The following is a 3,364-nucleotide window of genomic DNA, read 5'->3' as shown; positions in this document are numbered from 1 at the left end:
CGAAAAACTCCTCCCATGGAACATTGATAAAGCCATTTTGTCAATGAGCTGAGATACGCGGAGAATTCACCGCTTACTCAGAGAGGGCAGCTCATGCTGCTGTCCTGTTGGCGACTGTTGGTGAGCTGCCAAAAGGGAGAGGATGGCGCGATTCATTCCTTGTGACCAGGAGTTGGTCACCTATTGGTCACAGGGTATAACCCCGCTGTTGATGCAAAACGCATCCAGATTGAGAAAGGGATACACTGTCCCCATATTTCAGATGTCGATTGCCTGAATTTATTCCATGTCAAGAGTGCGGAGCGAATGGTGTGACGAAGTTTGGAAATACGTTTAACGTAGCACGTCTCTATAGGCTACTCTACCGACGCAATGATGAATGACCACCAGGGACAGAAAGGGGGACGTAGGCTGTCCAGTGACTGAACCACCAAATTTAGATTGAGAAATGGATACACTGTCCCCCGATTTCCCCAAATTTAGATTGAGAAATGGATACACTGTCCCCCGATTTCCCCTCAGATTGAGAAATGGATACACTGTCCCCAGATTTCCTGTCCCAATGGATACACTGTCCGCCGATTTCCACGGACGGGTACAGCGGAATGAATATACTGTCCCCCGATTTCTCCCCCCGGAATGAATATACTGTCCCCCGATTTCTCCCCCCCCAATGGATACACTGTCCGCCGATTTCCACGGACGGGTACAGCGGAATGAATATACTGTCCCCCGATTTCTCCCTGTCCCCAGATTTCCCAAAACATCACCACACCCTCGGTTGAAACTGCTCATCGTTGGTCATGCGCAGCGTGTCACCGGCCTGCTCAACGACGAACTATCCGCTGTTGATGCAAAACGCATCCAGATTGAGAAATGGATACACTGTCCCCAGATTTCCAGACTCCAGATTGAGAAATGGATACACTGTCCCCAGATTTCCAGACTCCAGATTGAGAAATGGATACACTGTCCCCAGATTTCCAGACTCAGATTGAGAAATGGATACACTGTCCCCAGATTTCACAGATTTCACTGTCCCCAGATTTCCAGACTCAGATTGAGAAATGGATACACTGTCCCCAGATTTCACAGATTTCACAGATTTCACAAAAATCGTGTCGTTCTTGTGCCCATTGAGAATATACTACCGTCGTTTCTCACTCATTTATTATATTATTTTATAACTAATCTATTCATTTTTCTTTCAATATCCTTCGCATGTATGTCGTCAAATTCAGCTTTGGTGAAATTTTGCGGCAGGACAATATTAAGCAAATCATCAGAATTTATCTTCATTTTAGCAACCAGATCAAGAAACCAATTATCAATCTCTGATCTGTTTTCCTTTATTGATAAATATGTAGATCTGTTAATGCAAAACGCAAGAAAATCCGCTATCTGAATCAGATGCTCATCATGAGAAGACATACACTTAAACGAGACTTTTCTCACCCAATCACGAAAAAAATTTTTAACGATTGCCTCTCTATTTACCAGCATTCCTTCATCAACAACGATAGATAAATCGCAATTGACAGTAATATATTTTTTGCTAATTTTGTAAAGGAGAAATGCTAACGATAGATCCTCACGTCTAGAGAGACTGAGCCCCCCAATATTATAATCGATTATATTAATATTATGATCCTTTAATGTTCTATCGTCAATAGTCTGAACATAAACTGGCCATCTATACTCTGAATAAATATTGGAAAAAGCCTGAAAAACTCTCAAATTTATATCACCATCTACCCTTTTCCAATGATCTCTGCGGTTATAGATGTCCGAAAAATGAAATTCACCGATATTGCACCCAAAATAGTCATTTATCATTTTTATGCAACCATGAATTTGTCTCCTGCAATAATCTACTTCATTATTTTGAAATGCCACGGCAACGTGAGTTCGCCGTTGACTAGTAACATAACTTGATGCGTGGCTACTATTGGGTCCATATGTATCATCAATTACTATATACATCGCATACTCCTTATAAGGAAATCGAGGGACAGTGCATCAATTTCTCTGGAAATCGAGGGACAGTGCATCAATTTCTCAACACTGTCCAAACTGACAGACAAGACAGCCATCAGTCTCCGCCAACCATGACGCACCAAGTTCATTCTCCAACGGTCCCCAACAAGCACTTTATGCAGGGTACCACAACCACCACAACCGCCACAACCAAAAATTGAACACCAACAGACAAATTTCCACATACTCCAGTTATTATCTCTTCCGGCCCCCTTCTTCCCACCCGAACCACCCTCTATTCCGAGGCTGCCAGTTCGACGACGGGTACACGCGACCTTCACTTGGTGCAAACCGGGGTCGAAACAGTAAAATTTTTTGATGCTGTGTAAGTGATTGATTTATTATGGCGAGGTCGGGCAAAATGGGCCGCGAGGTCGGATTGGTCATCCCTCCTCGGTCAGTGATAGGGAGAGAGAATTTTTGGCTATTTTCACCCCGCTCCGCCAGGGTGCCGACCTCGTTGAGAAAAACACGCTTTTTGGTGTGCTTATGCAGCTATTGAAAATATTGGCATTTTTCCAACAAAAAAGGCCGCCCGGAAAGGCAGCCTCATCGAATATAGCGTTTTTATTTTGAAAATTGGTGGAGCCAGGCGGGATCGAACCGCCGACCTCTTGAATGCCATTCAAGCACTCTCCCAGCTGAGCTATGGCCCCAAATGAGTTCATAATAATATCGGGTTCTCGGGAAGATGTCAAGCAGTTCGTTTAAAAAAGTTGGCAGTTATGGGTATGGTCTGTTCCGTTCTGAAACGTCATCGGCTGTCACAGCATCAAATATGCCAAGATGGGGATGTTAACAACCAGGTTATGACGAGGCTGGTATCTTGCCAATCACAACCAAGCACGCGCCAAAAGGATATCCATCCAACGCTCCGGCAGAATCCTCTTGAAGACCGCAAACAGACGGGTCGGGGTGGTCACACGATAGCGAATAGACGGTTTGGGACTTTCCAGCGCATGAATCACCTTGGCGAGTACCGCTTCGGGCGGCAAGGAGAACAATCCGCCCCCCTGCTGAGCCTTCTGGAGAAAATGGGCCTCCATGGCCTGATAGCGTGTCAAATGCCGACTGGAGGCGACCTCTACATGCCGTTTGAAGGCCAGGGTGGCATTCTGACGAAACCGGGTCGTGATCGGACCGGGTTCAATCAGGATGAAATGGATTCCACTGCCATGAAACTCCAGACGCAATGCGTCGGTCAACCCTTCCAGCGCGAATTTGCTCGCCACATAGGCACCCCGGTAGGGCAAAGCGACGAATCCCAGCACCGAGCTGTTTTGAATGATTCGACCATGACCCTGGCGCAGCATGACCGGCAGAATTC

General features: G+C 45.7%; 3 protein-coding genes and 1 tRNA gene. 1 reads left to right on the top strand and 3 read right to left on the bottom strand.

Going from position 1 to position 3,364, the window contains the following annotated elements:
• Positions 1-1,176: 1,176 nt before the first annotated feature.
• Positions 1,177-1,983, bottom strand: coding sequence for a DUF3800 domain-containing protein (locus tag EJP87_RS14795; RefSeq protein WP_130472631.1), 807 nt, complete (start codon positions 1,981-1,983; stop codon positions 1,177-1,179).
• Positions 1,984-2,457: 474 nt separating this feature from the next.
• Between EJP87_RS14795 and EJP87_RS18015 the strand changes: the two genes are divergently transcribed.
• Positions 2,458-2,613 (top strand): hypothetical protein, encoded by a 156-nt coding sequence (locus tag EJP87_RS18015; RefSeq protein WP_193771419.1) that lies wholly within the window; start codon positions 2,458-2,460, stop codon positions 2,611-2,613.
• 4 nt (positions 2,614-2,617) lie between these two features.
• Here EJP87_RS18015 and EJP87_RS14790 read toward each other — a convergent pair.
• Together EJP87_RS14790 and EJP87_RS14785 are read right to left on the bottom strand one after the other, a co-directional pair.
• Positions 2,618-2,693 (bottom strand) — tRNA-Ala (locus EJP87_RS14790).
• 177 nt (positions 2,694-2,870) lie between these two features.
• A partial coding sequence (locus EJP87_RS14785; protein ID WP_130472630.1) for an SDR family NAD(P)-dependent oxidoreductase occupies positions 2,871-3,364 on the bottom strand: 494 nt, incomplete at its 5' end.

This window comes from Candidatus Magnetaquicoccus inordinatus, from assembly GCF_004217665.1.
Classification (GTDB): domain Bacteria; phylum Pseudomonadota; class Magnetococcia; order Magnetococcales; family Magnetaquicoccaceae; genus Magnetaquicoccus; species Magnetaquicoccus inordinatus.
Note: the sequence above shows the minus strand (reverse complement) of the source record. Positions and strands in the feature narration are given on the sequence as shown.

What these genes read in the sequence shown, in the direction of transcription:
- EJP87_RS14795 (WP_130472631.1), bottom strand. Translation starts at nt 1,983, where the DNA reads ATGTATATAGTAATTGATGATACATATGGACCCAATAGTAGCCACGCA.